This is a genomic window from Pseudomonas sp. PDM19 (genome assembly GCF_014852215.1).
Taxonomy (GTDB): domain Bacteria; phylum Pseudomonadota; class Gammaproteobacteria; order Pseudomonadales; family Pseudomonadaceae; genus Pseudomonas.
Genome location: NZ_JACVBG010000005.1, coordinates 223,750 through 249,495, shown reverse-complemented (window position 1 = coordinate 249,495; position 25,746 = coordinate 223,750). Strand labels below are relative to the sequence as shown.

Here is a 25,746-nt window from a genome sequence, read left to right as displayed (position 1 = left end):
CGAACCGCCGGCAGGGCCGGCTGGAAAACCAAACGGGGCGAAGGTGGAGGATAGACAATCCACAACGCCCCGGGTTTGTGAGAACTCAATGAAAAAGTGTCGAAACGCGCGAAGTCAGGCTTTGCCGGTGAGCTTCTTGTACTTTTCCATCAGCTGATCCTTGCTCTCGACGTTGCTTTCGTCGAGGGGGATGCAGTCGACCGGGCAGACCTGCTGGCACTGCGGTTCGTCATAGTGGCCGACGCACTCGGTGCACAGGTTCGGGTCGATGACGTAGATCTCCTCGCCCTGGGAGATCGCGGCATTGGGGCACTCGGGTTCGCAGACGTCGCAGTTGATGCAATCGTCAGTGATTTTCAGGGACATCGAACAACTCCAACCATGACGGCAGCCATGGCGATCGGTAGCAACAATAGTGAAATTGTGCCGTATCGGCGCGTTTAGTGCACGCGAAGGGGAGTCAGCAGACGGAAACCGCCGTCCTTGGCGGTTGCGCGGTCAGCGCTTGAAGCGCTCGGCCAGGGCGCTGGCCACCGCGGGATGCACGAACTTGGTGATGTCGCCGCCCAGTGCCGCGATCTCGCGCACCAGGGTGGAGGAGATGAAGGAGTACTTCTCCGACGGCGTGAGGAACATGCTTTCCAGGTCGGGTGCGAGTTGGCGGTTCATGTTGGCCAGCTGGAACTCGTACTCGAAGTCCGACACCGCGCGCAGGCCGCGCAGCAGGATGTTGGCGTTCTGTTCCTTGGCGAAATGGGCGAGCAGCGTCGAGAAACCGACGACTTCCACGTTGGGCAAGTGCGAGGTGACCTGGCGGGCCAGCTCTACGCGCTGTTCCAGCGGGAACAGGGGATTCTTCTTGGGGCTGGCGGCGACGGCAATGATCACCTGGTCGAACAGTCGCGAGGCGCGTTCGACCAGATCGGCATGGCCTTTGGTGATGGGGTCGAAGGTACCCGGGTACAACACTCGATTCATCGCGGCGTCCTGGTCGGCTCTTGTTGGCAGGCTGGTGCAATAGCGGGCGGATGGTAACGCAGCATGTCCGTGGGGCCAAGCGACCTTGGTAGTGCTTCTGTGAACGGACTACCTGAGATAACCGGCGAGAGACCGGTGAGTCACGCGCAGGCCCCGTGCCAGAGCCTGCGCGTGCTGTCTTGCCTGATGCTGCTCTGTTTCGTAGGGCGGATAACCCGGAACGGGTTATCCGCCGGCCAACCTGCGGCGGATGACGCTGGCGCGTAATGCGCCCTCCGGAAGCGCAGGTGTCGGCATGGGCGCTCGGGTTGCGCGTCAGGCCTTGCCCAGGCGCTTGGCCAGGGCGTCCGCGAGTTGTGCGGTGAGGCCGTAGACCGAGAGCTGCGGGTTGGCGCCGATGCTGGTGGGGAACAGCGAGCCGTCGTGGATCGACAGGTTCTCCAGCTGATGGTGGCGGCCGAGGCTGTCGCACACCGACTGCTTCGAATCCTCGCCCATGGCGCAACCGCCCATCACGTGGGCGCTGCCCAGACGGGTGCGGTAGAGCTCCAGGCTCAGGCCGTCGATCAGCGCGTGGGCTTCCTTGGCGCTCTTCACATAGTCGGCATCGGCATGCAGCGGCAGCACAGCCTTGGCGCCGGCGGCGAACTGGATGTCGGCCATGGTGTGGAAGGCGCGGCGGATGCCGTCCCAGGTGTAGTCGGTCATCTGGTAGTCGAGCACCGGGGTGTCGTCGCCGCGCAGGCTGACCGAGCCCACCGCGCTGTCCGGATGGAAGCCGTCGCGCATCAGCGCCAGGATCACGTTGGTGTGCGGCAGCTGCTCCATGCGCAGCGCGTTGTCCTCGCCGAAGCGGCCGAGCAGGGTGGCGCTGAGCGCCGGTTGCAGTGGCGGGACTTCGAGCTTGTAGGACATGCGCCCGGTAGCGCCATCGTCCCACTGGAAGTGATCGGAATAGATCGACTGCGGCGCGCCGTAGAAGGGGTTGATGACCTCGTCGAACAGGGCGGCGCTGAAGTTCACCGTGTGCAGGAAGGTGCGCTGGCCGACGCGGCCATTCGGGTCCGGCGCCTTGGAGCGCAGGAGGATCGCCGGGGTATTGATGCCGCCGCCGGAGAGCACGTAGTGACGCGCCTTGATGGTGATCTTGCGGCCGGTGGGGGCGACGCAGCGCTCGTCCATGGCCGAGCATTCCAGGCCACTGACCTTGTTGCCGTCGTGCAGCAGGCGGTCGGCGCGGGCGAGGAACAGCAACTCGCCGCCCTTTTCCAGGGTCGCCGGGATGGTGGTTACCAGCATCGACTGCTTGGCGTTGGTCGGGCAGCCCATCCCGCAGTAACCGATGTTCCAGCAGCCACGGACGTTGCGCGGGATGACCTTCCAGTGCAGGCCGAGCTTCTCGCAGCCGTTGCGGATCACGTCGTTGTTGGCATTGGGCGGCATGATCCAGGGCGCGACGCCCAGGCGCTGCTCCATCTTCTCGAACCAGGGCGCCATCTCGGCGACGCTGTGGCCCTTCACGCCATGTTCCTTGGCCCAGTGTTCCAGGGTCGGCTCCGGCGTGCGGAAGCTGGAGGTCCAGTTGACCAGGGTGGTGCCACCCACGGCGCGGCCCTGCAGGATGGTGATGGCGCCATCCTTACTCATGCGGCCGATGCCTTCCTGGTAGAGGCTGGGGTAGGCGTCGGACTCCTGCATCTTGAAATCGGTGCTGGTCTTGAGCGGACCTTCTTCCACCAGCAGCACCTTGTAGCCGGCGGCGCTCAGGGCTTCGGCAGTGGTGCCGCCACCGGCGCCGGTGCCGACGATGACGACATCGGCTTCCAGGGTCAGGTCCTTGTCCAGGCGCGAGCCGTTGTGGACTTTCCAGCCGCGGGCCAGGCCCTCGGCGAACAGATCGGGTACGGGCATCGGAAATCTCTCAGGCGAATTCTTGTTGTTCTGGTGACATCAGATCTTCGGCGGTCCGGGATAGCCGCAGTGGCCCCAGGATTCCGTGCGGCCGTACCAGGCCATCATCACCAGTTGCAGCAGCGAGCTGTGGCCCATCTTCAGCAGGGAGATGAAGCTGTTCTGCCAGCGCTGCAGGAAGTTCTTCACGTCGTCCGCGCTGGCGTTGTCCCAGCTGCCCCAGATGCCGGTGAGCGGCCCGCGGGTGACCGGCAGGGCGAGCACGTCGAACAGCTGCACGGTGAGCTTGAGCATCTCCGGAGAGAGGTGGTTGAGGCTGTTGTCCAGGCTCTCGATGGTGCCCTTGACGGCCTCGGCCATGCGCTCGGCGGGCACGGCGCCGGCCAGCATCACCGGGATCAGCGCACGCAGGAAGGGCATGTCGGAATCGCGCAGCACGGCGAACCCGTTGGCCGGGGTGCTGGCCGAACAGCCGCTCAGGCTGGCGGTGACGCCCGCCGTGGCGAGGAAGGCCCCGCCCAGCAGGCCGATCTTGAGCACGCCGCGCCGGGAGAGTCCCGGCGCGCTCAGGGAGGTGTCTGTCATTCTTGTTCTGTCACCTGTGTAGAGGGCACCTGTGGTGGAAAGGGCTGGTCAGCGGATGAACAGCTTGTAGACCAGCTTCTGCAGCGCCTTGCCGTAGGGCGGGTAGATCACCCGCGCGGCGTTGAAGCGCGGCTTGCTGAACACGCCCTTGGCCTTGGAGAAGGTCAGGAAGCCTTCGTGGCCGTGGTAGTGGCCCATGCCGGACGGGCCGACGCCGCCGAAGGGCATGTCGTCCTGGGCAACGTGCAGCAGGGTATCGTTCAGGCACACGCCGCCCGAATGGGTCTGGGCCAGTACGTGGTCCTGCTCGCGCTTGTCATAGCCGAAGTAGTACAGCGCCAGCGGGCGGTCGCGCTCGTTGATGTAGCTGAGCGCCTGGTCGAGGTTCTGGTAGGGGATCACCGGCAGCAGCGGGCCGAAGATCTCTTCCTGCATGATCTTCATCTCGTCGGTCACGTTCAGCACCAGCGCCTGGGGCAGGCGGCGGCCCTGGGCCTGCGGGAACAGCGGCACGACGGTGGCGCCGCGGGCCTGGGCGTCGGCGAGGTAGCTGTTCAGGCGCGACAGCTGGCGCTCGTTGATGATCGCGGTGTAGTCGGGGTTGTTCTCCAGTTTCGGGAAGAAGCCCTGGACCACCTGGCGGTAGCTCTCGACGAACTCTTCGACGCGGTTCTGCGGCACCAGCACATAGTCCGGCGCCACGCAGGTCTGGCCGGCGTTGAGCGACTTGCCGAAGGCGATGCGCTCGGCGGCGTCCTTCATCGGCACGCTGGTGGAAACGATGGCCGGCGACTTGCCGCCCAGCTCCAGGGTGACCGGGGTGAGGTTCTCGGCCGCGGCGCGCATCACGTGCTTGCCAACGCTGGTGGCGCCGGTGAACAGCAGGTGGTCGAAAGGCAGCTTGGAGAAGGCCACGCCCACATCCACTTCACCTTGCACCACGGCGACCAGGTCTTCGGGGAATACCTTGCCCAGCAGCTCTTTCAGCACGCGGGCAGATTCCGGGGTGGATTCGCTCATCTTGATCATCACCCGGTTGCCGGCGGCCAGCGCTCCGGTCAGCGGGCCGATGGCGAGGAACAGCGGGTAGTTCCATGGCACGATCACGCCGACCACACCCAGCGGCTGGTAGATGACCTTGGCCGAGGCCGGCATGAACTGCATGCCGACGCTGCGGCGCGACGGTTTCATCCACTTCTTCACGCGCTTGGTCGCGTAGTGCACGCCGTGCAGGCTGGGCATCACTTCGGCGAGCAGGGTCTCGTCGGCGGAGCGGTTGCTGAAGTCACTGCTGATCGCATCGATGATCGCCTTCTGCTCGGTCACCAGCAGGTTGGCGAGGCTTTTCAGCCACTGGATGCGCTGGCCGGCGTCGGGCATCGGGTTGGCGCGGTACGCCTGGCGCTGGCGTTCGAGAAGGGTTTCCAGCTGACTGATCTGCTGCTGGGTCTGCTGCAGGTAGGCGATATCGGCAACCATGACGGGCTCCTGGCGCAAGCGTGGTGGGGAGGCTCTCGGATGATTCGCACAGGAATCCCGGATGCCTCGCGTTTTTATGCTGTCGCTGGTTTTTTAGAGCAATTGCTCTAGAGTGTCAATCAGCATGCCGGTTCCGCGCCGCCGGGCCCAGCCAACGAAAAGTTGGGCAAGCCCGACAGTTGTGTCAGGTGGTAGCAATCGGTGTACCTTTGCGTCCGCGCAATCCGCTTCGACGAGTTTTGGCAATGGCACCACGCATCAACACCCGTGACCGCATCGCCCAGGCCAGCCTTGAGCTGTTCAATGCCCAGGGCGAGCGCAGCGTCACCACCAATCACATCGCCGCGCACCTGGGTATCTCGCCGGGCAACCTGTACTACCACTACCGCAACAAGCAGGTGATCATCGCCCAGCTGTTCGCCGAGTACGAAAGCCACGTCGACCAGTTCCTGCACCTGCCCGAGGGGCGCGCGCTGACGGTGGAGGACAAGACCTTCTATCTGGAAGCGCTGCTCGCCGCGATGTGGCACTACCGCTTCCTGCACCGCGACCTGGAACACCTGCTGGATTCCGATCCGGAACTGGCCGCCGGCTACCGCGCCTTCGCCCGCCGCGCGATGGACAACGCCAAGGCGATCTACCGGGGCTTCGTCGACGCCGGCATCCTGCAGATGGACGAACCCCAGCTCGAGGCCCTGACCCTCAACGCCTGGATCATCCTCACCTCCTGGGTGCGTTACCTGTGCACCACCCGTGAAGTGGCCAATGACCTCAGCGAGGTTCTGATGCGCCGGGGCATCTATCAGGTGCTGGCGCTGGAAAGCGGACACATCGCCCCGGCGTTCCGCGAAGCCGTGGCGGCGGTGTTCGACCGCTTGTACGTGCCGCTGGAAGACTGATCTTCAGACGGCGGATAACCGTGAACGGTTATCCGCCTTACGCTCAACCGTTACGTAGGGCGCATAACGCGCCAGCGTTATCCGCCGGCTGCTCGGTCAGGCATCCACCTGGCGGGGCCCCGGCACCCGTGGCCGGCGCAGGGCGATGCCATGGCGCAGGAAGAACTCCTCCACGCCCTCGGTGGCATCGGTGTAGAGCGTGCGGTTCGGGTGGTCGGCGAGGAAGCGCGCCATCAGCGCAAGGCCGATCCCGCGGGACTGGAAGCCCGGCAGCACGGCGATTTCCGCCAGCCAGGTAGTCTGCGCCGTTTCGCTTTCCGCGCGCAGCAGGCCGAGTACCTGATCACCGTCCATGGCCAGCAGGAAGTAGCTGGAAAACTCGTAGAGATCGCGCAGTTCCGCCGTGGTGCCGGGCGAGCCCCAGCCCACCGCGCGGTACAGCGTGGCGATGCCGACGCACTGAGCATCGCTCAGCGGTTCGTTGTGCAGAATCGTCAGCGGCGTGTCGTGCATGGCGGCGCTCCTTTCTGGCGTTTCCTTCCTGGTGCACCTTCAGTCTGCCTCATTCCCGCGTCCAGGGGCTGACCCAGCGCAGTCAGGCTTCCCGCCGTTCGCGCAGCCACTGCGGGATGCGCCGCTCCAGGTAATAGTCCGGGCGCCCGGGCGAGCCGCCGATGAAGCCGACATGGCCGCCATGGGGCAGCAACTCCATCTGCGTCGAAGCCGACAGCTCGTCCAGCTGCGGCACGCTGTGGGCGTGGATGAACGGATCGTCGCTGGACTGGATGATCAGCGTCGGCACGCGGATACCGCCCAGGTAATAGCGGCTGGAGGCGCGCCGGTAGTAATCGTGCACGTCGGCGAAACCGTGCAGGGGCGCAGTCACCCGGTCGTCGAAGTCCCAGAAGGTGCGCATGCCGTCCAGCGGCCCGAGGCGTTCCAGCGCGGCGAGGTTTTCCGCGTGGCCGCCGGCGGCGAAGGCCTGGCGCTTGGTCTGCACGTAGGCCACCAGCTCGCGCATGAAGTGCGCCTGGTAGACCCTGGAGAAACCGATGCCGATGCGGTCGGCGCACTGGTCCAGGCGGAAGGGTACCGACACCGCTACCGCGCCTTTCAGCGGGCAGCTGTCCGAGGCTTCGCCCAGGTACTTGAGCAATACGTTGCCGCCCAGCGAATAGCCCACTGCGTAGAGCGGCGCCATCGGCCGCTTGGCGCGGACGTGGGCGACCACCGAGGCGAGGTCTTCGCTGACGCCCGAGTGATAGCCGCGCGGCAGCAGGTTCGACTCGCCCGAGCAGCCGCGCCAGTTCAGCGCGACGCTGGCCCATCCTTGCGCCGCCAGCTGCTGCTGCACGCCGAGGATGTAGTGCGAGGACGACGAGCCAGTCAGCCCGTGCAGCGCCAGCACCAGCGGCGCATCCGCCTCGTGCGGGCCGTGCCAGTCGAGGTCGATGAAGTCGCCATCCTCCAGCCACAGGCGCTCGCGCGTGCGCTCGAGGCTGGGCGCCTTGCGTGCGAGCGAGCCATACAGGGTTTGCAGGTGCGGGCCGGGTAGCCACCAGGCGGGTTTGAACGGGGAGGGTATAGTCATCACGGATCGAATGGGGCCGACGAATCGTGATAGTAACGCCAAGTCGGCCGTGCGATGGATGCCTCATGCCTCCGTCGTCAGGAAAACCCACGCAAAGGAGGGGATGTAATGTGGAAGAAAATCGCGGCGTTGAGCCTGCTGGTGTGGCTGGCCGCGTGCGGCGAACCGGTGCCGCAGGAGCACCGCTCCTACGTCGGCCTGTGGACCGCGCCGCAGATGAGCCTGCTGGTGACGGCGGATGGCCGCGTCGCCTACAAACGGGTGGCGGGCAGCACGTCGAGGTCCATCGAGGCACCGATCAAGAGCTACGAAGCCGACGGCTTCACCGTGGGCTTCGGTCCCTTCGATACGCACTTCAAGGTCTCGAAACCACCCTATCAGGACGGTAGCCAATGGAAGATGGTGGTCGACGGCGTGGAACTGGTGCGCACCAGCACCGTCGATGTCGGCAAGTCCATCTGAGGGCTGCTGAGCCTTCATTATCAAGGAGTCGGCCCTGGACGGCCGACCGATTCAATCGACATGAGGATTGTCCCCTATGTTCAGCCGTTGGCTGTTTCTGTCTGCGCTCTCTCTGGCCTTGCCGTCCCTGGCATGGTCCGATGGCGCTTCTTCAGATTTCAGCGATGAGGTGTCCAGCACCGAGCAGAGTGATCCACGTGCCGAAGAGCTGTTCGCGGAATTCACCCGCCTGCACCAGGCCACGAAGACGGGCGAGCCGCAGGCCCTGTTCAATCTCGGTGCCTACTTCTATCAGCACCAGAACTACGCCGGTGCGCGCAAATGGTGGGGCAAGGCTGCCGAGGCCGGCTTGGCCCGCGCGCAGATCCAGCTGGCCATGCTCTATCGCGACGGCGACGGTGGTCCGCAGGACAAGGCCGAAGCCGCGCGCTGGTTCGCCAGGGCGGCTGAGCAGGGCGATGCCGGCGCACAGAACGAGATGGGCGTTCTCTACTGGAGCGGCGAAGGCGTCGACAAGGACCGGATCAAGGCCGGCACCTGGTTCGAGCGCGCGGCCAAGGCCGGCAGCGAAGACGCGGAGACCAACCTGGGCTGGTTCTACCTGGACGATTCGCAGGGAGTCTACGACGCCGCCAGCGACGAAGAAGCCGCCCTGCTGGACCGCTACGCCGCCAGCCGCGAAAAGGCCTTCCAGTGGTTCTGCAAGGCGGCGACTCGGGGCAGCGCCCGCGCCCAGTTCAAGGTCGGCGAGGCCTATTGGAACGGCGCCGGCGCGGGGATGAACAAGTTGCAGGCGCGGCTCTGGCTGGAAAAGGCCGCACAGCAGCAGGACGCGGAAGCCATCGCCTGGCTGAAGACGGCCGAGGACGCGGCCTGGTATACCCGCCTGGAAAGCTGGAGCCACGCCGCGCTGGATGGCGAGCTGTCCGGCACTGCCGATTGCTCCGGCGCGCCGGATCGCCGGCATGCCAATCGCGCTGTGGATAACGCCTCGCCTGAGCCGGAGGTCGTGGAAGCCAGCGCGGCCGACGCAGCAGAGGCAGTCGATGCGGCGGAGCCGGCGAGCCAGTAAGGCTCGCTACCAGCCGAACTCGTCAGCCAGGTCCTGCGCGCGGCGGGCGTCGCCGAGCAGCGGCGTCAGCTCGTCGATCAGCTCGCGGCGGTACAGCGGGTTGACGCTGTAATCCTCGGCGAAGATGTCATCGCCTGCGCCGCGCCACACTCGGGCGAAAGTGGCAAGGCAGGCGGTCATCTGCCAGAGGTCATCGAACATCGGTGCGGGGTCCCAGGGACCTCCGTGCTGGTCGAAGAGGATGCGGCCGCTGGAGCTCTCGAAGATGAAGGGATCGGCGCCCTGGTCCGCTACCACGATCCAGTCCTCGCTCCATCCTGCCAGCCGCTCGCCGGTCAGGCCGTGCCAGCGGTAGCCGGCCTGCTGTTTCCACAGCTTCGCCAGCGAGGGAATGAAGAACGGGTTGCCGGCGGTGTCCAGGGTGCAGTCGTAAGGACCGACCTCACGGTAGAAGCGTTCCAGCTCGGCGGGCAGTGCAATGTCGCCGGCCCAGTCGCTGGCGGACTGTTCGAAACAGCGCTCTTCCAGCGCCAGCAGGTGTTCGCGGAGGACGTCCGGCATCCGTCAAGCTTCCCGCTGCCACAGCGCGTAATGCACCGAGCCCGCCTTCTTCTCCCGGTGCAGCCGCCAGTTGCCCGGCAGGCCGAGGCTGGAGGGCACGGCTTCGCTTTCGGTGTAGACCCAGGCGTCCCTGGCCAGCCAGCCGCGCTCTTCCAGCAGGCGGCAGGCGTTCTGCAGCAGGTCCTGGTGGAACGGCGGGTCGAGGAAGACCAGGTCGAAAGGCTGCGCCGCCTGGTTGTCCAGGTAGCGCAGGGCATCGGTCATCACCAGTTGGCCGGTGGCGCACTTCAAGGTGTCGAGGGTGCCGCGCAGGGCGGCCACCGCTTCGCCGTTGGTGTCCAGCGCGAGGCCCGCGCTGGCGCCGCGGGACAGCGCTTCGAGGAACAGCGCGCCGCTGCCGGCGAAGGGGTCGAGCACGCGGGCGCCGGGGACGTAGGGCGCGAGCCAGTTGAACAGGGTTTCGCGCACCCGGTCGGGCGTCGGACGCAGGCCCGGGCCGTCGGGGAAGGCGAAGCGCCGGCTGCGCCATTCGCCGCCGATGATGCGCAGCTGGCCCTGGCCGCCGTGGGGCTTCTGTGCGGCGCGCGGGGCGCCGCCGGGTCGTTTGCTCATCAGTGCTCCGGTACGCCGGCAGGTTGTGCGGCGGGCTTGTCGGTGGGCGGCGGCAGCGGTTGCTGCGGCACGGTGGGGCCGGCGGTGACGATGACGAAGGCATCCGGGTCGAGGTGACGGCGCATGGCCTGCTTCACCTGTTCCACGCTCAGGCCTTGGACCTGGCTGAGGAAGGTTTCCAGGTAATCCAGCGGCAGGTTGTAGAAGCCGATGGCGCCCAGCTGGCCGACGATGTCGGCGTTGCTCGCGGTGGACAGCGGGAAGCTGCCGGCCAGCTCGCGCTTGGCGTCGTCGAGTTCCTTCTGCGTCGGGCCCTTGTCGAGGTAGTCGCGGACGATGTCCTGGACCAGCTTGAGGGTGCCTTCGCTCATCTCGGCGCGGGTCTGCAGGCCGATGGTGAACGGCCCGCGCGACTGCATGCCGGTGAAGCCGGAGTACACGCCATAGGTCAGCCCGCGCTTCTCGCGCACCTGGTCCATCAGGCGGGTGCCGAAGCCGCCGCCGCCGAGGATCTGGTTGCCCAGGTAGAGTGCGGCGTAGTCCGGGTCGTTACGGGTGATGCCCAGCTGCGCCAGCATCAGCTGGGTCTGCTTGGACGGGAACTCGATGTGGGTGACGCCGGCCTTGGGCATCTGCGGCTCGCCCGGCGCCGGCAGGGCGGGGCCCTTGGGCAGGGACCTGGAGACGCTGCCGGCGATGGCTTCGGCCTGCTCGCGGGTCAGGTCGCCGACCAGTGCGATGACCACGTTGCCGGCGGCGTAGGCCTTCTGGTGGAAGGCGCGCAGCTGGGCGACGCTGATCTTCGGCACCGACTTTTCGTTGCCGTCGCTGGAGTGGGCGTAGGGATGGTCGCCATAGAGTCGCTTGAACAGTTCCAGGCCCGCCAGCTTGCCGGGGTTCTGCTTCTGGTACTCGAAGCCGGCCATGACCTGGTTCTTGATGCGCGCCAGGGCGTCCTCGGGGAAGGTCGGCTGGCCGATCACCTGGTCGAACAGCGCCAGGGCGGCGTCGCGCTTGGTCGGCTCGCTCAGGCTGCGCAGGCTGGCCACTGCCATGTCGCGGTAGGAACCGTTGCCGAAATTGGCGCCCAGGTCGTCGAAGCCGGCGGCGATGGCGCTGGTGTCCTTGCCGGGCACGCCTTCGTTGAGCATGGCGTTGGTCAGCATGGCCAGGCCGTAGGCATCGCCATCCTGGCTGCTGCCGGCGGCGAAGGTCAGGCGCAGGTCGAACATCGGCAGCTCATGGGCTTCGACGAAGAGCACGCGGGCGCCTTCGGCGGTCTGCCATTGCTGGATGTTCAGCTTGCGGTGGCTGGGCGCCTTGCCGGCGGCTTCGGCCAGCGATTGCAGGCCGGTGGGCGCGGCCGCTTCGGCGGCAGTCGACTGTGCAGGTACTGGCGTGGGGGCGGGCGCCGCTGTCGCCGTTTCGGCGGCGGGGCGGGAAACGAACAGCACCAGTCCGGCGATCAGCGCGATGACGATCAGCCCGACCAGGCCGTAGCGCAGGCCATTGCGTTCACTCATGGCTCGGCTCCTTGTCGGTGGCGACTTCCGGCAGGACCTGGGCGAGGGTCAGGCGGGAGCGGGTGAAATAGGTGCGGGCGGCTTGCTGGATGTCTTCGGCGGTGACCGCCTGGATGGCTTCCAGGTCCTTGTCCGCCAGGCGCCAGCCGAGGCCGACGCTTTCCAGCTCGCCGATGGTGCTGGCTTGCCCGGCGATGGAGTCGCGCTCGTAGACCAGCCCGGCGATGACCTGGGCGCGCACGCGCTCCAGCTCTTCCTTGCTCGGCGGGTTGTTCTTCAGCTCTTCCAGCTGCTTCCACAGCGCGGACTCGACCTGGTCGAGGGTCTTGCCGGTCTGCACGTTGGGCGTGGCGGAAAGGAAGAACAGGCCATCGCCACGGGAGAAGGCGTCGTAGGAGGCCGAGGCGCCGGCGACGATTTCCTCGCCGCGCTCCAGGCGCGCGGAAAGGCGCGCGCTGTAGCCGCCGTCGAGGATCGCCGAAATCAGGCGCAGGGCGTTGATCTGTTTGGAATCATCGCTGCTGCCCAGGGTCGGCACGTTGAAGCCCATGATCAGGCTGGGCAGTTGGGTGCGCACATGCAGTTTGAGGCGGCGCTCGCCCGGCTCGGCCAGTTCCAGCGGTTTGCGCGCGGCGGGCAGCTCGCGCTTGGGAATCTCGCCGAAGTACTTCTCGGCCAGGGCCTTCACCTCGTCGCCGCTGACGTCGCCAACCACCACCAGGGTGGCGTTGTTCGGCGCGTACCAGGCCTGGTACCAGTGACGCAGGTCGTCGATGGTCATGCGCTGCAGGTCGGCCATCCAGCCGATGGTCGGCGTGCGATAGCCGCTGGCGGGGTAGGCGGCGGCCTTGAAGCGCTCGAAGGCCAGCGCGCTGGGCTTGTCCTCGGTGCGCAGGCGGCGTTCTTCCTTGATCACCTCGATCTCGCTCTTGAACTGGTCGGCCGGCAGGGCGAGGTGCGCCATGCGGTCGGCTTCCAGCTCCAGCGCCACCGGCAGGCGGTCGCGGGCCAGCACCTGGTAATAGGCGGTGTAGTCGTCGGTGGTGAAGGCGTTCTCTTCCGCGCCGAGGTCGCGCAGCACCAGCGACGCCTGGCCGGGGCCGAGTTTGCGGCTGCCCTTGAACATCATGTGTTCCAGGGCGTGGGAGAGTCCGGTGAGGCCGGGCGTCTCGTAGCTGGAGCCGACCTTGTACCAGAGCTGGGAGACCACCACGGGGGCGCGGTGGTCCTCGCGGACGACGACCTTCAGGCCGTTGTCCAGGGTGTATTCGTGGGTGGGCTGTGGTTCCGCGGCGCTGGCCATCAGCGGCAGCAACAGGGAGCCAAGCAGCAGGCCGGCATGGCGGCGTGCAAGGGTTTTCATCGTGGACTGAACCTTTCGGGCTGTCCGCGGGGTCTATGCAGGCTGGCGGCCAGCCTCTTAACCCCGGCGGGCGAGGAGATGCTAGGATACCCATCCGTTTTCCGGGCGGCCACGTTCAGGGCTACTCAAAGCTGTTTCGAGGCTTTTTTCTGCCTGGCTCTTTGTTGCCTGCCTGTGTGGCGCCCCCTAGAGATTCGATCCCTACATGTTTGGTTCCAACGACGACAAGAAGGCCCCGCCAGCCGGGGAGAAGAAGGGTCTGTTCGGCTGGTGGCGCAAGAAGCCCCAGGCCGAGGAACAACCCGCCGAGCAAGCCGAGTCCCAGGCTGAACAGCCTGTTGCCGCTGAACCGGCTCCCGCTCCCGAGCAGGCTCCCGCCGTCCAGGCCGAGCCGGTGGTCGCGCACGCCCAGCCGACGCCCGAACCCGTGATCGACGTAGTGCCCGCCAGCGTGCCGGTCGAGCCGCTGGCGCAGCCTGCCTTGCAAGCTGAGCCGGTGCCCGTGCCGCAATCTGAGCCGCAACCCATTGCGCCAGTCGTTGCCGAAATGCCGCAGCCCGTCGCCCAGCCGGTCGAGGCGCCAGTGGTTGCGCAGCCGGTAGAGTCCGCGCCGGTCGCCGCTCCCGTTCAGCCCGAACCCGTTGCCGAAGCGCCCGTCGTGGTCGCCCAGCCGGAACCCGAGCCTGCTCCGCAGCCCGAATCCGAGCCGCAGGCCAGGCCTGCTGCCAGCGAACCGGCCAAGATTGGCTTCTTCGCCCGCCTCAAGCAGGGCCTGTCGAAGACCAGCGCCAGCCTCGGCGAAGGCATGGCCAGCCTGTTCCTGGGCAAGAAGGCCATCGACGACGACCTGCTCGACGAGATCGAGACCCGCCTGCTGACCGCCGACGTCGGCGTCGAGGCCACCACCACCATCGTGCAGAACCTGACCAAGCGCGTCGCGCGCAAGGAACTGGCCGACAGCGAAGCGCTGTACAAGGCCCTGCAGGAAGAGCTGGCCGGCCTGCTGCGCCCCGTCGAGCAGCCGCTGACCATCCCCCGCGACAAGCAGCCCTACGTGATCCTCGTGGTCGGCGTGAACGGCGTCGGCAAGACCACCACCATCGGCAAGCTGGCGAAGAAGCTGCAGCTCGATGGCAAGAAAGTCATGCTGGCCGCCGGCGACACCTTCCGCGCCGCCGCTGTCGAGCAGCTGCAGGTCTGGGGCGAGCGCAACAATATCGCCGTGATCGCCCAGCACACCGGCGCGGATTCCGCCTCGGTGATCTTCGACGCCGTGCAGGCTGCCAAGGCCCGCGGCGTGGACGTGCTGATCGCCGACACGGCCGGCCGCCTGCACACCAAGGACAACCTGATGGAAGAGCTGAAGAAGGTGCGCCGCGTGATCGGCAAGCTGGACGAGACGGCTCCCCACGAAGTCCTGCTGGTGCTGGATGCCGGCACCGGGCAGAACGCCATCAACCAGGCCAAGCAGTTCAACAACGCCGTGGAACTCACCGGCCTGGCCCTGACCAAACTGGACGGCACCGCCAAGGGTGGGGTGATCTTCGCCCTGGCCAAGCAGTTCGGCCTGCCGATCCGCTACATCGGTGTCGGCGAAGGGATCGACGATCTTCGAACCTTCGAAGCCGATGCTTTCGTCCGTGCACTCTTCGAGACCCGGGAAATCGCATGATCCGTTTCGAGCAGGTTGGCAAACGCTATCCCAACGGCCACGTCGGCCTGCACGAGATTTCGTTCCGCGTGCCGCGCGGCGAGATCATGTTCGTCACCGGCCACTCCGGTGCGGGCAAGAGCACCCTGCTGCGCCTGATCCTGGCGATGGAGCGACCCACTTCCGGCAAGCTGCTGCTCGGCGGGCAGGACGTCTCGCGCATCTCCACCGCGCAGATTCCCTTCCTGCGCCGGCAGATCGGCGTGGTATTCCAGAACCACCAGCTGCTCGATGACCGCAGCGTGTTCGAGAACGTCGCCCTGCCGATGCAGATCCTCGGCCTGCCCAAGGCGGACATCGCCTACCGCGTCGAAGCGGCGCTGGACCGGGTGAACCTCAAGGAGAAGGCCGAGGACCGTCCGTCCGACCTCTCCACCGGGCAGCAGCAGCGCGTCGGCATCGCCCGCGCGGTGGTGCACCGTCCGGCCCTGCTGCTCGCCGACGAACCCACCGGCAACCTCGACCCGCGCCTGGCCTCGGAAATCATGTCCGTGTTCGAAGACATCAACCGCCTGGGCACCACCGTGCTGATCGCCAGCCATGACCTGGCACTGATCGCGCGCATGCGCCACCGGATGATCACCCTGCAGCGTGGCCGGATCATCGCTGATCGTGAGGAGAACGCCTGATGAGCGCCAATGACCTGCCCCGCGGCGACGAAGAAGGCACCCCGACGCGCAACACCCGCGAGCGCCCGGAAGACAACGAACACCAGGACCACAGCGCGTCCCTCTCGGCCTACGCGGAAAACCACCGCGCCAGCCTGATGGACAGTCTGCACCGCCTGGTCAGCCACCCCTTCGGCAGCTTCTTCACCTGCCTGGTGATGGGCATCACCCTGAGCCTGCCCATGGGCCTGTCGCTGCTGCTGAACAACGTCGAGCGCCTCGGTGGCTCCTGGCAGCGCGCCGCACAGATTTCCCTGTTCCTCGACCTGAAGGCCAGCGAGGCCCAGGGCCAGGACCTGCGCGAACAGATCGAGAAAATGCCCGATGTGATCGAGGCGCAGCTGATCAGTCGCGACGATGCGCTGAAAGAGCTGCAGGAACAGTCCGGTCTCGGCGAGGCGCTGAAGGAATTGCCTGACAACCCGCTGCCGGCGGTCATCTCGGTGACGCCCAAGCAGATCGACAAGGCCCAGCTGGATGCCTTGCGTCAAAGGTTGTCGGAGCTGCCGGGTGTACAACAGGCGCAGCTGGACCTGGTCTGGGTCGAGCGGCTGTCGGCGATCCTCAAGCTGGGCGACCGCTTCGTCTTCGGCCTGACCCTCCTGCTGGTGCTGACCCTGTTGCTGGTGATCGGCAACACCATCCGCCTGCACATCGAAAACCGCCGTAACGAAATCGAAGTCATCAAGCTGGTCGGCGGGACGGACGGTTACGTGCGTCGCCCCTTCCTCTATATGGGCGCGTTGTACGGCCTGGGCGCGGGCATCCTGTCCTGGGCCCTGCTGGCCTTCGGCCTGGACTGGCTGAACAGCTCCGTGGTCAACCTGGCCGGGCTGTACGGCAGTGATTTCGGGCTGGCGGGCGTACCGGTCGACGACGGCCTGTCGCTCACTATTGGTGCCGTGCTGCTGGGCTGGATCGGTGCCTGGCTGGCCGTGGCGCGCCACCTGCGCGAGCTGGCACCGCGCTGAAACCCCCTGATTTTGCAGGGGTTAAGCGGGTGTAAAGGAACTTTTACACCCGCTTGCAGTCAGATTTCGCAGTGCTACACTGCGCGAGTTTCGTGAATCGGAGGATTCGCATGACCACTTCTCTGCAACCTGTATATGCCCTGGCTCCCGGTGCGAACCTGGAAGCCTATGTGCACTCGGTGAACAGCATTCCGCTGCTGACGCCGGAGCAGGAGCGCGAACTGGCCGAACGCCTCTTCTACCAGCAAGATCTGGAAGCGGCACGGCAAATGGTTCTGGCGCACCTGCGCTTCGTCGTGCATATCGCCCGGAGTTATTCCGGGTACGGCCTGGCCCAGGCCGATCTGATCCAGGAAGGCAACGTCGGCCTGATGAAGGCCGTGAAGCGCTTCAACCCGGAAATGGGTGTGCGCCTGGTGTCGTTCGCCGTCCACTGGATCAAGGCGGAAATCCATGAGTTCATCCTGCGCAACTGGCGGATCGTGAAAGTCGCGACCACCAAGGCGCAGCGCAAGCTGTTCTTCAACCTGCGCAGCCAGAAGAAGAAGCTGGCCTGGCTGAGCAATGACGAAGTGCACCGCGTCGCGGAAACCCTCGGTGTCGAGGCCCGCGAAGTCCGCGAGATGGAAAGCCGTCTCACCGGGCAGGACATGGCCTTCGACCCGGCGGCGGATGCCGACGACGAGAGCGCCTACCAGTCCCCGGCGCATTATCTGGAAGACCATCGTTACGACCCGGCGCGCCAGCTGGAGGAAGCGGACTGGAGCGACAGCTCCACCGCCAGCCTGCACGAGGCGCTGGAAGGCCTGGACGACCGCAGCCGCGACATCCTCTACCAGCGTTGGCTGGCCGAGGAGAAGGCGACCCTGCACGACCTTGCGGCCAAGTACAACGTGTCCGCCGAGCGGATCCGTCAGCTGGAAAAGAACGCGATGAACAAGCTCAAGGGTCGCATCGAAGCCTGACCGGCTTCGACGCGCCCTGCGAGTCGCGAACCGCACCCTGGTGCGGTTTTTTTCTGCCCGCCTTCAGCGTCTGGAGAGTCCCATGCCGCGCCTGCGTCCCGTCCACGGGATGTTCTTCCTGGTCATCGCCCTGCTGGCCTTCGGCCTCGGTTCCTGGGTCGCCCGCACGTCGGCGCCGCCCAAGCCGCCGCAGTGGTTCAACGACTGGAAGGAAAAGGTCTTCGAGCCGCTGGCCGACGACAAGCTGACCCTGAACGATCTGCAGGGCCAGCAGCCCGGCGAGCTGTGGCTGACTGCCAGCCAGGACGGCCCGCAACTGCATTACCGCGGCAAGCTGGTGACGGAAGAGGGGCCCTGGCACGTCGAGGCGGAGCTGGCCCTGAGCGACGCCGAGCATGCCAGCCTGGCCAAGGCCACCGGCATGCAGCCGACCAGCAAGGACCAGCCGCTGAGCGCCGAGCTGATGGGCCAGTTGGGCAACAAGCCGGTCTCCGAGCTGGCGCTGGCGCCGCAGGAAGACCTGGCGGTCGGTCGCCTGGCGGTGAGCCTGGGCGATCCGCGACTGCGCCTGCAGGTGGATGGCGGCGAGGCCTGGGTCTATCCAGAGAAGGGCATGACCCTGCTGCATCGCGACGGCACCCTGCAGTGGGTGCGGGTGGTGCCGCGCAATACCCTCAAGACCAGCGAGGCGCCTTAAAGGCGCCCGAGATAATCGCTGCCACCCAGCTGCCACATCTGCTGGCGGATCCAGGAGGCGCGCTGGCGCACGTAGGGGCCGGGCTTGCCGGCGCTCCACTTGCGCGGGTTGGGCAGCACGGCCGCCAGCAGGCTGGCCTGCTGTTGCGACAGGCGCTTGGCGTCGACGCCGAAGTGGTGCTGGGCAGCGGCCTGGGCGCCGAATACGCCGGCGTCCCACTCCACGCTGTTGAGGTAGACCTCGAGAATCCGCTGCTTGGACCAGAAGGTCTCGATCAGCAGGGTGAACCATGCCTCGAAGCCCTTGCGTACCCAACTGCGGCCGGTCCAGAGGAAGACGTTCTTCGCCACCTGCTGGCTGATGGTGCTGCCGCCGCGGACCCTGCCGCCCTGCTCGTTGTGCGCCAGGGCCTTCTGGATCGCCGGCACGTCGAAGCCGTGGTGTTCGGCGAACTTCTGGTCTTCGCTGGCGATCACCGAGAGCTTGAGGCTGTCCGGCAGCTCGTCCCAGGAGCGCCAGCTGCGCTGCAGGTCGATGGGCTGGCCGTTGAACCAGGACTCGACCTTGCGCTCGATCATGACCATGGTGCCCGGCGGCGGTACCCAGCGCAGGATGATGACCAGCGCCACGCTGATGGCGACGAACCAGAGCGCGATCTTGAACAGGCGGCGGAGGACGTTGCGCATGCGAGGCTTTGACTGGGCGGATGAGCGGGCCATTATAGCGGCACTCACCTGTCTGGAGCTTTCCGATGCTGCGTACTTTCCTGATACTCGCCGCCTTCTTCGGTTTCACCGGTGTCGCCCTCGGCGCCTTCGCTGCCCACGGCCTGAAGAGCAAGCTCACCCCGGAGTACCTGGCGGTGTTCCAGACCGGCGTGCATTACCAGATGCTGCATGCCCTGGCGCTGTTCGGCGTGGCGCTGCTCTCGGCGCATATCGGCGGCACCCTGGTCAGCCTTGCCGGCTGGGCCTTCACCGTCGGCATCCTGCTGTTTTCCGGCAGCCTCTACCTGCTGACCCTGGCCGGCCTCGGCGTGGGCATCATCACCCCGATCGGCGGGCTGTTCTTCCTGATCGGCTGGGCGCTGCTGCTGGTGGCGGCCTTCCGGCTGGGTTGACCCGAGCGTCAGAAAAGCCCGAGTGCGGCACTCCGGAACCTTGGTCATCCGGCGCGATCGGGCTAGAATGCGACCCCCTCCAGCAACGACCGTCCCGCCCATGCGTATTCAGTTGAACGGCGAACCCTTCGAGCTGCCCGACGGCCACAGCGTCGCCAACCTGCTCGAGCGTCTCGACCTCACCGGCAAGCGTGTCGCGGTCGAGCTCAACCAGGACATCGTGCCGCGCAGCCAGCACGCCGCCACCGCCCTGAGCGAAGGCGACCAGGTGGAAGTGGTGCATGCCATCGGCGGCGGCTAGCAGCCGCCTCCCAGACTTTCAGGCCCCGCCCGCCTTTCCTTCAGGAGTGATCCGATGAGCCAAACCAACTCCAACCTGCCGGTCGACAAGCCCTTCACCCTGGCTGGCCGTACCTACAATTCCCGCCTGCTGGTCGGCACCGGAAAATACAAGGACCTCGAGGAGACCCGTGTCGCCATCGAGGCCTCGGGCGCCGAGATCGTCACGGTTGCCGTGCGCCGCACCAACATCGGCCAGAACCCGGGCGAACCGAACCTGCTGGACGTGATCCCGCCGGATCGCTACACCATCCTGCCGAACACCGCCGGCTGCTACGACGCCGTCGAGGCCGTACGTACCTGCCGCCTGGCCCGCGAGCTGCTCGATGGCCACAACCTGGTCAAGCTGGAAGTCCTGGCCGACCAGAAGACCCTCTTCCCCAACGTCGTCGAAACCCTCAAGGCCGCCGAAGTGCTGGTCAAGGACGGCTTCGACGTCATGGTGTACACCAGCGACGACCCGATCATTGCCCGCCAACTGGCCGAGATCGGCTGCATCGCGGTGATGCCGCTGGCCGGCCTGATCGGCTCTGGCCTGGGCATCTGCAACCCCTACAACCTGCGCATCATCCTCGAAGAAGCCACCGTTCCGGTGCTGGTGGATGCCGGCGTGGGCACCGCCTCCGACGCCACCATCGCCATGGAACTGGGTTGCGAAGCCGTGCTGATGAACACCGCCATCGCCCACGCGCAGAACCCGGTGATGATGGCCGAGGCCATGAAGCACGCCATCGTCGCCGGCCGCCTGGCCTACCTGGCCGGCCGCATGCCGCGCAAGCTGTACGCGAGCGCGTCGTCGCCGATGACGGGCCTGATCAACTAAGTATTTCCATTCCGACGCGCGGGCCGGTATGCCGAAGGCAGCCGGCCCGCGCGTGCATTTACCCGCAAGGTCCGAGTCATGAGTGACATTCCCGAGAATCAGCCCGAGAACCAGCCCGACGCCGACAACCGTCCGATGCGCGCCATCAAGAGCTTCGTGATGCGCGCCGGGCGCATGACCGAAGGCCAGCAACGCGGCCTCGACCAGGGTTGGCCGAAGTACGGCCTGGAACTGGCCGACGGCGCGCGGGACTTCGACCAGGTGTTCGGGCGCCAGGCGCCGCGTACCTTCGAGATCGGCTTCGGTATGGGCCACGCCACCCTGGAGATGGCCGCTGCCGCGCCGGAGCAGGACTTCATCGGCGTGGAGGTGCACCGTCCGGGCGTCGGCGCACTGCTCAACGGCATGTTGACCCAGGAACTGAGCAACATCCGCGTCTACAGCTGCGACGCCATCGAAGTGCTGCGCGATTGCGTGGCCGATGCCAGCCTCGACCGTCTGCTGTTGTTCTTCCCGGACCCGTGGCACAAGTCGCGCCACCACAAGCGTCGTATCGTGCAGCCGGCCTGGGCCGAGCTGGTACGGCAGAAGCTGAAGGTCGGCGGCGTGCTGCACATGGCCACTGACTGGGAACAATATGCCGAGCACATGCTGGAAGTGATGAATGCCGCACCCGGCTATCGCAACCTTTCGGCGGACAATACCTATGTGCCGCGCCCGGAAGAGCGTCCGGTCACCAAGTTCGAACGTCGCGGGGAGCGACTCGGGCATGGCGTCTGGGACCTGAAGTTCGAGCGTGTCGACTGATTCAGCGGAAAAAGGCCTGCGCAGCAGGCCTTTTTCACGGATGAACAGCCTATAGACCGGGACCACCCGGCAGGCCGCAAAGGCCACCCTCACCTCCTGAATAAAAAGCGGCATCCGCCGCGGACGAAAATAAGAGTGATGGACAGGAGTCCGTCGCAAAGGAGTCTGCTGTGTTGAAGAAACTTGCTGTACTGCTGATGGCGGGGGTGTGGGTCCTGCCGGCGCAGGCGAAAGTCGATGCCACCGAGGCCGCTCGACTGGGTCGCGACCTGACGCCGATGGGGGCGGAAATGGCCGGCAATGCCAGTGGCACCATCCCCGCGTGGACCGGTGGCATCACCAGCGCCCCGGCGGGCTACCAGCCCGGCACCCACCACCTCGATCCGTACGCCACCGATGCCGTGCAGTACAAGATCGACAGCAAGAACCTGGCGCAGTACCAGGCGCTGCTCACTCCCGGCACCCAGGCGCTGCTGCAGGAGAACCCGGACTACTACCTGCGCGTCTTCCCCAGCCGCCGCAGTGCATCCTTGCCCCAGCGCATCTATGACGCCACCCGCTTCAATGCCGAGAACGCCGAACTGATCGCCGACGGCAACGGCGTGCAGGGCGCCGCCGCCGGTGTGCCGTTCCCGATGCCGAAGACCGGCCTGGAAGCCATCTGGAACCACATCATGCGCTACCGTGGCGAGCAGATTCACATGGTGACCAACCAGGCCGCCGTGCTCGCCAGCGGCAGCTACAACCTGCTCAAGCTCGACCGCTACGTGTACTTCAACTACGGTCGCGAGGGCATGACCCCGCAGGACCTGAACAACACGCTGTTCTACTACAAGTACAACATCGTCGCCCCGGCCAAGCTCGCCGGCTCTGCGCTGGTGGTGCAGGAGACCATCGACCAGGTGCTGTCGATCCGCAAGGCCTGGCGCTTCAACAGCGGCGAGCGTCGCGTGCGCCGCCTGCCGAGCCTGGCCTACGACACCCTGCAGCCCGACACCAACGGCCTGGCCACCGCCGACACCGTGGACGTCTACAACGGCGCGCCGGACCACTACGAGTGGCAGCTGCTGGGCAAGCGCGAGATGCTGGTGCCGTACAACAGCTACGCGGTGCACCAGAAGGGCATCCCCTACGCCGACATCCTCAGGACCAAGACCCTCAACCCCGAGCTGCTGCGCTACGAGCCGCACCGCGTCTGGGTGGTCGAGGCGACCCTGCGCAAGGGCATGGGCCATCCGTTCGCCAAGCGCCGCTTCTACCTGGATGAAGACAGCTGGCAGATCCTCGCCTCGGACATCTACAACGCCGACGGCAAGCTGATCCGCGCCCAGGAAGTGCACCCGATCAACTACTACGACGTGCCCATGGTGCTCAGCACCCTGGAAGCGCTGTACGACTTCGAAGGGGCGCGCTACTTCGTCGACGGCCTGGACAACAACGAGCCGATGTACGACTTCAAGGTCCCGCTGGGGCCGCGCGACTTCACTCCGCAGGCGTTGCGCCGCGAGGGTAACTGAGTCCAGCAGAGGCCGCCGCGAGGCGGCCTTTGTGTTTGTGCAGTGTGGAATGTCGCTGCTGGTTCAGCGAGTCGCGGGCCATGCCCGCGAACCGCCTGAAAGGCGGTGCTGTCAGTTGGCACCGTACCGACCCGATCGCGGATGAATCCGCTCCTGCGCAGACGCAGGCCTTCTACTCGATCAACTCCGCCCCCAGCACGGTGGTCTCCGGCATGCGCATTGGCGCCGGGCTGATCTGCAGGTACTTGATGCTGGTGCGCGGGATGATCAGCAGGTCGCCGTCCACCTCGATGCTGATTACCGGCGACTCCATCTGCTTGCGGATGCCGCGGGCCACTTCGGCGGGGTCGTCGCTCTGTTGCGGGAAGCGCAGCGCCAGGCGCTGGCCATCGGAGAAGTGCAGGTAGAGATGCTTGATCGGCTTCATGTGTCCTCCGGCGGATGGGTGGCCAACCGCCGGAGGAACGCAGGTCAACTGCGGTCGGCGATCATGCCAATCACGAAGAACACTAGCAGCAGGACGGGGGCCAGGGTGTAGTTGTTGAAATAACCCAGGCCCTTGGCCAGCCACGGGGTGACGAAGACCATCGCCAGGCCATAGCCGACGGCGCAGATCAGCACGAACAGCAGGGTGCGGAAGACGAAGTTCAGGCTGCCGATGCGTTGCTGTACCCAGGCGTTGATCGCCGGGCCGAACAGCACCAGCACGGTCGCCATGATCGCCAGGGCGATGTCGGACAGGTGGCCGCGGCACCAGCGGGAGACGTTGGCAATCAGGTCGAGCGCGAAGTCCATTGGGGCTCCTTGGGATTCAGAGTCGCCGGGGAGTGTACACGGCGGGCGACGGCAGCGTCGCCCGACGCATTCTCAAGGCAGGAAGCGCTGTAGCAGATCGTTGAGGAACAGCTGGCCGCGTTCGGTCGGAGCCAGGCGCTGCGGGTCGTTCACCAGCAGGCCGTCCTGGCGTGCCTGGCGGCAGGCTTCCTCGATGGCGGTCAGCGGTAGGCCGGTGCGCTTGGCAAAGGTCGCCGCCGGTACGCCGTCGGTGAGGCGCAGGGCATTCATCATGAATTCGAAGGGCAGGTCGTCCGCTTCCAGGTCGCGCTCGCCGGCCTGGAAGGGTTTCTCCGGGTTCAGGTAGTCCTTCGGCAGGCGGGTCTTCCAGGTGCGCAGGATGCGGCCTTGCGGCGTGCTCAGCTTGGCGTGGGCGCCGGCGCCGATGCCGAGGAAGTCGCCGAAGGTCCAGTAGTTCAGGTTGTGCCGCGCGCGCTTGCCGTCACGGGCATAGGCCGAGGTTTCGTACTGGGCGTAGCCCGCCTGGGCGAGCAGCGCCTGGCCGGCTTCCTGGATTTCCCACAGCTGGTCATCCTCGGGCAGCTCCGGCGGCTGGCTCCAGAACACCGTGTTCGGCTCCATGGTCAGCTGGTACCAGGACAGGTGCGTCGGCGCCAGGTCGACGGCCTGCTGCAGGTCGGCCAGGGCGTCGGCGACGCTCTGCTCCGGCAGGCCGTGCATCAGGTCCAGGTTGAAGTTGTCGAAGCCGGCGCGGCGGGCCATTTCGGCGGCGCGTACTGCTTCGTCACCATCGTGGATGCGGCCCAGTGCCTTGAGTTTCTCGGCCTGGAAGCTCTGGATGCCGATGGACAGGCGGTTGATGCCCAGCGCCCGGTAGTCGGCGAACTTGGCCTGCTCGAAGGTGCCGGGGTTGGCCTCCAGGGTGATCTCGATGTCGCTCTCGAACCCGACCTGTCGCTCCAGGCCTGCGAGGATGCGGCCCAGCGCCTTGGCCGAGAACAGGCTGGGCGTGCCGCCGCCGAAGAAGATCGAGGTCAGCTTGCGGCCGTACACATAGCCCTGATCTGCCGTCAGGTCAGCCAGCAGCGCCTCGACGTAGGCGTCCTCGGGCAGCTCTGGGCCAGCAGCGTGGGAGTTGAAGTCGCAGTAGGGGCATTTGCGCACGCACCAGGGGATATGCACGTACGCCGAGAGCGGCGGAAGCTGCAGGCTGCAGGCCGCAGGCTGCAGGTGGGGGCTTTTGCCTGTGGCCTGAAGCCTGTCGCCTGAAGCCTTGGTCATAGTCCCAACCGCTGCTTCAGCAGGGCCATCGCGCGGGCGCGGTGGCTGATCTGATTCTTGCGCTCGGGCGCCAGCTCGGCGCTGGAGCACTCGGCTTCCGGCACCCAGAACAGCGGGTCGTAGCCGAAGCCGTGTTCGCCGCGGGCTTCGCGCAGGATGCTGCCGTGCCAGAGACCTTCGCAGAGGATCGGCAGCGGGTCGTCGGCGTGGCGGACCAGGGCCAGCACGCTGACGAACTGGGCGCCGCGTTGCTCGTCGGGCACGTTCTTCAGGGCATCCAGCAGCTTGGCGTTGTTCGCCGCGTCACCCTTGCCGTTGGCGTAGCGCGCGGAATAGATGCCCGGCGCACCGCCAAGGAAGTCCACCGCCAGGCCCGAGTCGTCGGCCAGCGCCGGCAGGCCGGAGATGCGCGCGGCATTGCGGGCCTTGAGGATGGCGTTCTCGACGAACGAGAGGCCGGTCTCTTCCGGTTCCACGTCGCTGAACTCGCCGATGGAGCGCACCTTCACGTGGGCTCCGAGCATGGCCTGGAGTTCCTTGAGCTTGCCGGCGTTGTGACTGGCCAGCACCAGTTGTTCGAGCTTGATCATTCGTCTGGGAAGATTTCCTGCATGAAATCGAAGCTTTGCGGGGCTTCGTTTCCGGACTGGACCTGGATGGAGAAGGTCAGGGTTTCGCGGCCTTCGATGGGGAACTGCGCCAGGTTGTAGACGGCGCCTTCCTCGACCACACGCTTGAAGGTCAGGGGGACGGTCTGTCCCATCAGGTTCTTCGCGGAGCCGGCGACGGTGACGTTGGCCGGCTTGCCGCTGGCGTCCAGCGGCACGATGTTGACTACGCCCTGGGCCTTGCTGCGTACCACGCCCACCGCTTGCGCGACATTGGGCTGGAGGAAGCTGGAATTGAACACGCTGTAGTGCACCTGCAGATCACCCAGGCGCTTCACCTGTTCGGCGAAGGCGGGCACGGCGAGGACCAGGCAGGCGAGGAAGGTAAGCAGGCGGCGCATGATGTTT

Annotated in this window: 30 protein-coding genes; 13 read left to right on the top strand and 17 right to left on the bottom strand. The window is 66.2% G+C overall.

The window, feature by feature from the left end:
- Positions 1-114 precede the first annotated feature (114 nt).
- From IB273_RS27530 to IB273_RS27510, 5 genes are all read right to left on the bottom strand, one after another.
- Complete coding sequence (locus IB273_RS27530; protein ID WP_017521427.1) at positions 115-366, bottom strand: YfhL family 4Fe-4S dicluster ferredoxin; 252 nt, start codon at positions 364-366, stop codon at positions 115-117.
- 132 nt (positions 367-498) lie between these two features.
- The gene (gene coaD / locus IB273_RS27525) at positions 499-978 is read right to left on the bottom strand and encodes a pantetheine-phosphate adenylyltransferase (protein ID WP_024767001.1); all 480 of its coding nucleotides are present in this window, start codon (positions 976-978) and stop codon (positions 499-501) included.
- Positions 979-1,293: 315 nt separating this feature from the next.
- Positions 1,294-2,889: a GMC family oxidoreductase gene (locus tag IB273_RS27520; RefSeq protein ID WP_192225496.1), complete on the bottom strand. Its 1,596-nt coding sequence runs from the start codon at positions 2,887-2,889 to the stop codon at positions 1,294-1,296.
- A gap of 39 nt (positions 2,890-2,928) precedes the next feature.
- Entirely contained in the window at positions 2,929-3,474 is a 546-nt protein-coding gene (locus IB273_RS27515; RefSeq protein ID WP_192225495.1) for a twin-arginine translocation pathway signal protein, read from the bottom strand.
- Positions 3,475-3,522: 48 nt separating this feature from the next.
- Positions 3,523-4,953 (bottom strand): coniferyl aldehyde dehydrogenase, encoded by a 1,431-nt coding sequence (locus IB273_RS27510; protein ID WP_192225494.1) that lies wholly within the window; start codon positions 4,951-4,953, stop codon positions 3,523-3,525.
- Positions 4,954-5,198: 245 nt separating this feature from the next.
- Here IB273_RS27510 and IB273_RS27505 point away from each other — a divergent pair, with 245 nt between their 5' ends.
- Positions 5,199-5,852 (top strand): TetR/AcrR family transcriptional regulator, encoded by a 654-nt coding sequence (locus IB273_RS27505; protein WP_151189042.1) that lies wholly within the window; start codon positions 5,199-5,201, stop codon positions 5,850-5,852.
- Between the two features lie 96 nt (positions 5,853-5,948).
- Here IB273_RS27505 and IB273_RS27500 read toward each other — a convergent pair whose 3' ends face one another.
- Positions 5,949-6,365 carry a GNAT family N-acetyltransferase gene (locus IB273_RS27500; protein WP_081519567.1) on the bottom strand — a complete coding sequence of 139 codons (417 nt, stop codon included), beginning with the start codon at positions 6,363-6,365 and terminating at the stop codon, positions 5,949-5,951.
- An 82-nt stretch (positions 6,366-6,447) separates the two neighbouring features.
- Positions 6,448-7,443, bottom strand: coding sequence for a hydrolase (locus IB273_RS27495; RefSeq protein ID WP_177429494.1), 996 nt, complete (start codon positions 7,441-7,443; stop codon positions 6,448-6,450).
- Positions 7,444-7,551: 108 nt separating this feature from the next.
- Here IB273_RS27495 and IB273_RS27490 point away from each other — a divergent pair, with 108 nt between their 5' ends.
- On the top strand, positions 7,552-7,905 hold the full coding sequence (locus IB273_RS27490; protein ID WP_081519568.1) for a hypothetical protein: 354 nt from the start codon (positions 7,552-7,554) through the stop codon (positions 7,903-7,905).
- 76 nt (positions 7,906-7,981) lie between these two features.
- A complete protein-coding gene (locus IB273_RS27485) occupies positions 7,982-8,977 on the top strand; it encodes a tetratricopeptide repeat protein (RefSeq protein WP_192225493.1) in 996 nt (331 codons plus the stop codon).
- Between the two features lie 6 nt (positions 8,978-8,983).
- Here IB273_RS27485 and IB273_RS27480 read toward each other — a convergent pair whose 3' ends face one another.
- From IB273_RS27480 to IB273_RS27465, 4 genes are read right to left on the bottom strand one after another with little or no spacing between them, the layout of a single operon-like run.
- Positions 8,984-9,538, bottom strand: a complete 555-nt coding sequence (locus IB273_RS27480; RefSeq protein ID WP_192225492.1) for a hypothetical protein — start codon at positions 9,536-9,538, stop codon at positions 8,984-8,986.
- A gap of 3 nt (positions 9,539-9,541) precedes the next feature.
- Positions 9,542-10,150, bottom strand: coding sequence for a 16S rRNA (guanine(966)-N(2))-methyltransferase RsmD (gene rsmD, locus IB273_RS27475; RefSeq protein ID WP_192225491.1), 609 nt, complete (start codon positions 10,148-10,150; stop codon positions 9,542-9,544).
- On the bottom strand, positions 10,150-11,673 hold the full coding sequence (locus IB273_RS27470) for a M16 family metallopeptidase (RefSeq protein WP_192225490.1): 1,524 nt from the start codon (positions 11,671-11,673) through the stop codon (positions 10,150-10,152). Before IB273_RS27470 ends, rsmD begins: the two co-directional genes overlap by 1 nt.
- The gene (locus tag IB273_RS27465; RefSeq protein ID WP_192225489.1) at positions 11,666-13,036 is read right to left on the bottom strand and encodes a M16 family metallopeptidase; all 1,371 of its coding nucleotides are present in this window, start codon (positions 13,034-13,036) and stop codon (positions 11,666-11,668) included. Before IB273_RS27465 ends, IB273_RS27470 begins: the two co-directional genes overlap by 8 nt.
- A gap of 205 nt (positions 13,037-13,241) precedes the next feature.
- Between IB273_RS27465 and ftsY the strand changes: the two genes are divergently transcribed.
- The 5 genes from ftsY to IB273_RS27440 all read left to right on the top strand — a co-directional run bounded on the left by ftsY (position 13,242) and on the right by IB273_RS27440 (position 18,048).
- A complete protein-coding gene (gene ftsY / locus IB273_RS27460) occupies positions 13,242-14,708 on the top strand; it encodes a signal recognition particle-docking protein FtsY (protein WP_225610315.1) in 1,467 nt (488 codons plus the stop codon).
- Complete coding sequence (gene ftsE, locus IB273_RS27455; RefSeq protein ID WP_017520095.1) at positions 14,705-15,376, top strand: cell division ATP-binding protein FtsE; 672 nt, start codon at positions 14,705-14,707, stop codon at positions 15,374-15,376. The genes ftsY and ftsE overlap by 4 nt, the downstream gene beginning before the upstream one ends.
- A complete protein-coding gene (gene ftsX, locus IB273_RS27450) occupies positions 15,376-16,386 on the top strand; it encodes a permease-like cell division protein FtsX (protein WP_081519575.1) in 1,011 nt (336 codons plus the stop codon). The genes ftsE and ftsX overlap by 1 nt, the downstream gene beginning before the upstream one ends.
- A gap of 110 nt (positions 16,387-16,496) precedes the next feature.
- On the top strand, positions 16,497-17,351 hold the full coding sequence (gene rpoH / locus IB273_RS27445) for an RNA polymerase sigma factor RpoH (protein WP_045213023.1): 855 nt from the start codon (positions 16,497-16,499) through the stop codon (positions 17,349-17,351).
- Positions 17,352-17,433: 82 nt separating this feature from the next.
- Positions 17,434-18,048, top strand: coding sequence for a hypothetical protein (locus IB273_RS27440; RefSeq protein ID WP_081519576.1), 615 nt, complete (start codon positions 17,434-17,436; stop codon positions 18,046-18,048).
- On the opposite strand, the gene mtgA is transcribed toward IB273_RS27440, so the two are convergent.
- Positions 18,045-18,767: a monofunctional biosynthetic peptidoglycan transglycosylase gene (mtgA, locus tag IB273_RS27435; protein ID WP_192225488.1), complete on the bottom strand. Its 723-nt coding sequence runs from the start codon at positions 18,765-18,767 to the stop codon at positions 18,045-18,047. The genes IB273_RS27440 and mtgA overlap by 4 nt on opposite strands.
- Positions 18,768-18,799: 32 nt before the next feature.
- Here mtgA and IB273_RS27430 point away from each other — a divergent pair, with 32 nt between their 5' ends.
- The 5 genes from IB273_RS27430 (at position 18,800) to IB273_RS27410 (ending at position 22,654) form a co-directional block, all read left to right on the top strand.
- The gene (locus tag IB273_RS27430; protein WP_192225487.1) at positions 18,800-19,168 is read left to right on the top strand and encodes a DUF423 domain-containing protein; all 369 of its coding nucleotides are present in this window, start codon (positions 18,800-18,802) and stop codon (positions 19,166-19,168) included.
- A gap of 100 nt (positions 19,169-19,268) precedes the next feature.
- Entirely contained in the window at positions 19,269-19,469 is a 201-nt protein-coding gene (thiS, locus tag IB273_RS27425; protein ID WP_017520101.1) for a sulfur carrier protein ThiS, read from the top strand.
- A 54-nt stretch (positions 19,470-19,523) separates the two neighbouring features.
- Positions 19,524-20,330 (top strand): thiazole synthase, encoded by an 807-nt coding sequence (locus IB273_RS27420; protein ID WP_045213012.1) that lies wholly within the window; start codon positions 19,524-19,526, stop codon positions 20,328-20,330.
- A 135-nt stretch (positions 20,331-20,465) separates the two neighbouring features.
- Positions 20,466-21,137, top strand: coding sequence for a tRNA (guanosine(46)-N7)-methyltransferase TrmB (gene trmB, locus IB273_RS27415; RefSeq protein WP_218035533.1), 672 nt, complete (start codon positions 20,466-20,468; stop codon positions 21,135-21,137).
- Between the two features lie 170 nt (positions 21,138-21,307).
- Complete coding sequence (locus IB273_RS27410) at positions 21,308-22,654, top strand: DUF1329 domain-containing protein (RefSeq protein WP_192225486.1); 1,347 nt, start codon at positions 21,308-21,310, stop codon at positions 22,652-22,654.
- Positions 22,655-22,826: 172 nt separating this feature from the next.
- Here IB273_RS27410 and IB273_RS27405 read toward each other — a convergent pair whose 3' ends face one another.
- The 5 genes from IB273_RS27405 to IB273_RS27385 all read right to left on the bottom strand — a co-directional run bounded on the left by IB273_RS27405 (position 22,827) and on the right by IB273_RS27385 (position 25,739).
- A complete protein-coding gene (locus tag IB273_RS27405; RefSeq protein WP_017520105.1) occupies positions 22,827-23,081 on the bottom strand; it encodes a hypothetical protein in 255 nt (84 codons plus the stop codon).
- A 44-nt stretch (positions 23,082-23,125) separates the two neighbouring features.
- On the bottom strand, positions 23,126-23,449 hold the full coding sequence (locus IB273_RS27400; protein WP_017520106.1) for a DUF3392 domain-containing protein: 324 nt from the start codon (positions 23,447-23,449) through the stop codon (positions 23,126-23,128).
- 72 nt (positions 23,450-23,521) lie between these two features.
- Positions 23,522-24,730 (bottom strand): radical SAM family heme chaperone HemW, encoded by a 1,209-nt coding sequence (gene hemW, locus IB273_RS27395; RefSeq protein WP_225610314.1) that lies wholly within the window; start codon positions 24,728-24,730, stop codon positions 23,522-23,524.
- The gene (gene rdgB, locus IB273_RS27390; RefSeq protein WP_192225485.1) at positions 24,727-25,320 is read right to left on the bottom strand and encodes an RdgB/HAM1 family non-canonical purine NTP pyrophosphatase; all 594 of its coding nucleotides are present in this window, start codon (positions 25,318-25,320) and stop codon (positions 24,727-24,729) included. Before rdgB ends, hemW begins: the two co-directional genes overlap by 4 nt.
- Complete coding sequence (locus tag IB273_RS27385) at positions 25,317-25,739, bottom strand: DUF4426 domain-containing protein (protein ID WP_081519584.1); 423 nt, start codon at positions 25,737-25,739, stop codon at positions 25,317-25,319. The genes rdgB and IB273_RS27385 overlap by 4 nt, the downstream gene beginning before the upstream one ends.
- Positions 25,740-25,746: the final 7 nt, after the last annotated feature.

Bases quoted from the DNA above. Each gene is read 5' to 3' on its own strand.
- IB273_RS27530 (WP_017521427.1), bottom strand. From the start codon at position 366: ATGTCCCTGAAAATCACTGACGATTGCATCAACTGCGACGTCTGCGAA.
- coaD (WP_024767001.1), bottom strand. From the start codon at position 978: ATGAATCGAGTGTTGTACCCGGGTACCTTCGACCCCATCACCAAAGGC.
- IB273_RS27520 (WP_192225496.1), bottom strand. From the start codon at position 2,889: ATGCCCGTACCCGATCTGTTCGCCGAGGGCCTGGCCCGCGGCTGGAAA.
- IB273_RS27515 (WP_192225495.1), bottom strand. From the start codon at position 3,474: ATGACAGACACCTCCCTGAGCGCGCCGGGACTCTCCCGGCGCGGCGTG.
- IB273_RS27510 (WP_192225494.1), bottom strand. From the start codon at position 4,953: ATGGTTGCCGATATCGCCTACCTGCAGCAGACCCAGCAGCAGATCAGT.
- IB273_RS27505 (WP_151189042.1), top strand. From the start codon at position 5,199: ATGGCACCACGCATCAACACCCGTGACCGCATCGCCCAGGCCAGCCTT.
- IB273_RS27500 (WP_081519567.1), bottom strand. From the start codon at position 6,365: ATGCACGACACGCCGCTGACGATTCTGCACAACGAACCGCTGAGCGAT.
- IB273_RS27495 (WP_177429494.1), bottom strand. From the start codon at position 7,443: ATGACTATACCCTCCCCGTTCAAACCCGCCTGGTGGCTACCCGGCCCG.
- IB273_RS27490 (WP_081519568.1), top strand. From the start codon at position 7,552: ATGTGGAAGAAAATCGCGGCGTTGAGCCTGCTGGTGTGGCTGGCCGCG.
- IB273_RS27485 (WP_192225493.1), top strand. From the start codon at position 7,982: ATGTTCAGCCGTTGGCTGTTTCTGTCTGCGCTCTCTCTGGCCTTGCCG.
- IB273_RS27480 (WP_192225492.1), bottom strand. From the start codon at position 9,538: ATGCCGGACGTCCTCCGCGAACACCTGCTGGCGCTGGAAGAGCGCTGT.
- rsmD (WP_192225491.1), bottom strand. From the start codon at position 10,150: ATGAGCAAACGACCCGGCGGCGCCCCGCGCGCCGCACAGAAGCCCCAC.
- IB273_RS27470 (WP_192225490.1), bottom strand. From the start codon at position 11,673: ATGAGTGAACGCAATGGCCTGCGCTACGGCCTGGTCGGGCTGATCGTC.
- IB273_RS27465 (WP_192225489.1), bottom strand. From the start codon at position 13,036: ATGAAAACCCTTGCACGCCGCCATGCCGGCCTGCTGCTTGGCTCCCTG.
- ftsY (WP_225610315.1), top strand. From the start codon at position 13,242: ATGTTTGGTTCCAACGACGACAAGAAGGCCCCGCCAGCCGGGGAGAAG.
- ftsE (WP_017520095.1), top strand. From the start codon at position 14,705: ATGATCCGTTTCGAGCAGGTTGGCAAACGCTATCCCAACGGCCACGTC.
- ftsX (WP_081519575.1), top strand. From the start codon at position 15,376: ATGAGCGCCAATGACCTGCCCCGCGGCGACGAAGAAGGCACCCCGACG.
- rpoH (WP_045213023.1), top strand. From the start codon at position 16,497: ATGACCACTTCTCTGCAACCTGTATATGCCCTGGCTCCCGGTGCGAAC.
- IB273_RS27440 (WP_081519576.1), top strand. From the start codon at position 17,434: ATGCCGCGCCTGCGTCCCGTCCACGGGATGTTCTTCCTGGTCATCGCC.
- mtgA (WP_192225488.1), bottom strand. From the start codon at position 18,767: ATGGCCCGCTCATCCGCCCAGTCAAAGCCTCGCATGCGCAACGTCCTC.
- IB273_RS27430 (WP_192225487.1), top strand. From the start codon at position 18,800: ATGCTGCGTACTTTCCTGATACTCGCCGCCTTCTTCGGTTTCACCGGT.
- thiS (WP_017520101.1), top strand. From the start codon at position 19,269: ATGCGTATTCAGTTGAACGGCGAACCCTTCGAGCTGCCCGACGGCCAC.
- IB273_RS27420 (WP_045213012.1), top strand. From the start codon at position 19,524: ATGAGCCAAACCAACTCCAACCTGCCGGTCGACAAGCCCTTCACCCTG.
- trmB (WP_218035533.1), top strand. From the start codon at position 20,466: ATGCGCGCCATCAAGAGCTTCGTGATGCGCGCCGGGCGCATGACCGAA.
- IB273_RS27405 (WP_017520105.1), bottom strand. From the start codon at position 23,081: ATGAAGCCGATCAAGCATCTCTACCTGCACTTCTCCGATGGCCAGCGC.
- IB273_RS27400 (WP_017520106.1), bottom strand. From the start codon at position 23,449: ATGGACTTCGCGCTCGACCTGATTGCCAACGTCTCCCGCTGGTGCCGC.
- hemW (WP_225610314.1), bottom strand. From the start codon at position 24,730: ATGACCAAGGCTTCAGGCGACAGGCTTCAGGCCACAGGCAAAAGCCCC.
- rdgB (WP_192225485.1), bottom strand. From the start codon at position 25,320: ATGATCAAGCTCGAACAACTGGTGCTGGCCAGTCACAACGCCGGCAAG.
- IB273_RS27385 (WP_081519584.1), bottom strand. From the start codon at position 25,739: ATGCGCCGCCTGCTTACCTTCCTCGCCTGCCTGGTCCTCGCCGTGCCC.